Source organism: Terrihabitans rhizophilus (assembly GCF_033898525.1).
Lineage (GTDB): Bacteria > Pseudomonadota > Alphaproteobacteria > Rhizobiales > Methylopilaceae > Flaviflagellibacter > Flaviflagellibacter rhizophilus.
The window spans coordinates 111,745-113,644 of the sequence record NZ_JAXAFJ010000003.1; the positions used below are offsets into that span (position 1 = coordinate 111,745).

The window sequence follows — 1,900 nt, forward strand, 5'->3', positions numbered from 1 at the left end:
GTGCCGCCGGACGACATCGCGGAACGTCCGCGCCGGCTGATCCACGCCCTCGGCCACGAATACGGCTTCGAACGCAGCGTGAAGCTCGCGCCGGGAGCGGTGAGGGCGGATCGGTACGTCGTCAGCGTGCACGCCGGAGCGTTCGGCGACGATCCCGAACCCGGCCTGATGCAGGTCCTGCGAGCACTGGATCTGCCGGGCGAGCTCGAACCCCGGATACAGGACGCGATGCGGGGGTGCGATGTCGTTCATCTCGGCTATGAGGGCACCGCCGCCGGCCCTGTCTTCAAGGTCTACCTGGAACATGCCGCCGAAGCGCGGGCCGCCATGGCCCTGCCCGTGCCGGGACACGGCGTGCTCGTCCACCTCGTCCTGAAATGGAACGCCGTCTCCGGCGCGTACAACATCTCCCGCTATGTTTGGCCCGGGGATCTCGACGCCGCCGGTGTGCAGCGCATCATCGGATCGGCCCTTTCGGGTGCACCCGGAGACCCGGGAGCCGTCGCCTTCAAGGCGTTCGACCTCCTGCGGGGGCGTACGGCCGACTACTTCCTGCTCGATGTGCACGACGAAACCAGCCCTCGCCGCTCGTTCGATCTTATGCTCTACGGCGCGGGGCTTCTGGTGAGTGATCTCGAGCAGGATCTTCTTGCGCTGGCCGGACGCTGGAATGTTGGCGCCGGGCTGCAATCAGCTCTGCAATCAGCTCTGCGATCAGCGGCCGGCGAGGCTCTCGGCCATCTGTCCGCCGGACTGTCAGCAGACGGAACACCCTTCGCCACGTTTTACTACGGAGCGAAAGGTTTTACCCCAAAGAAGTAACCTGTGGGCTTTTACTTCCGTCCGTTTCCTCCTCGTTAGCCAATTACGTCGCTAAACCTTGCCCGCAGAGGGAGACCTAAAGAAGAAAATGCTCGCATGAAGTGCTGAAAAGCATGTTTTCCCCTGCGCTGATTCAAAGGCCGTGCTATGTGCTCGGTCGGATCAATTCGACTTTTGGGGGAGCAGGTCATGGTAGGTGAAAGCAACACCGGCGCGACGGACAAGGCGCAGCGTCAGCTTCTCATCTATGAACGGGCCGTTCCCGTGTCCCGCCAGCGCCACGCCGACTGGTCGGTGAAGGCCGGGCAGGATTACTCCTTCGCCTCCAGCATCAACTCCGTTCCGCTGATGACGGCGGAATTCAACGTGGCGATGCCGGAATTCGCCATCGTTTTCGCCGGGCAGGGCGATCAGGTGGTTCCCGTGGCAATGCTCGGCGTGCGCGACCAGGAGAACCTGTACGTGTCCCGGAGCGGCGGCTGGACCGCGCGTTACATCCCCGCCTTCCTGCGGCGCTATCCCTTCGTCTTCGCCAGCACCGATGCCGGCGACAACTTCACGCTCTGCATCGACGAGGATTTCTCGGGGGCGAACACCGAAGGTCGCGGCGAGCGCCTGTTCGACAGCACCGGCGAGCGCACGCAGTATCTTCAGGGCGTGCTCGGCTTTCTGCAGGCCTACCAGCAGCAGTTCCTGCGGACGCAGGCCTTCACCCGCCGCCTCGTGGAGTTCGACCTGCTCGAGCCCATGCAGGCGCAGTTCACGCTGCCGGGTGGCCAGCGCATGACGCTGACCGGCTTCCAGGCCATCAGCGCCGAGCGGCTGAAGGCCCTGTCGGGCGAGCGCCTGGAACAGCTGGCGCGGGCGGATGAGCTCGATCTCATTTATGCGCACCTGCATTCGCTCCGGAATTTTACCCCAACGGCAGAGCGGGTGCGCGAGCACGACGCCCAGGCTGAGGGTGCGCCGGAGACTGCCGAGCCGGCCCGTGAATTGGCCGAGCAGGACGCATAAGACCGGCAACGGTTCAGTAGCGTAGCGAGTAAGTCAGCAGCACGCAGACGAAGGCGTCAGGACA

The 1,900-nt window shown here is 64.3% G+C and carries 2 protein-coding genes; both read left to right on the plus strand.

Translation table 11 applies throughout. From position 1 onward, the window contains the following. The gene (locus SCD90_RS07015; protein WP_319843938.1) at positions 1-822 is read left to right on the plus strand and encodes a hypothetical protein; all 822 of its coding nucleotides are present in this window, start codon (positions 1-3) and stop codon (positions 820-822) included. Positions 823-1,011: 189 nt separating this feature from the next. Continuing rightward, a complete protein-coding gene (locus SCD90_RS07020) occupies positions 1,012-1,836 on the plus strand; it encodes a SapC family protein (protein WP_319843939.1) in 825 nt (274 codons plus the stop codon). Positions 1,837-1,900 lie beyond the last annotated feature (64 nt).

Coding starts and splice junctions, on each gene's coding strand:
- SCD90_RS07020 (WP_319843939.1), top strand. CDS start 1,012: ATGGTAGGTGAAAGCAACACCGGCGCGACGGACAAGGCGCAGCGTCAG.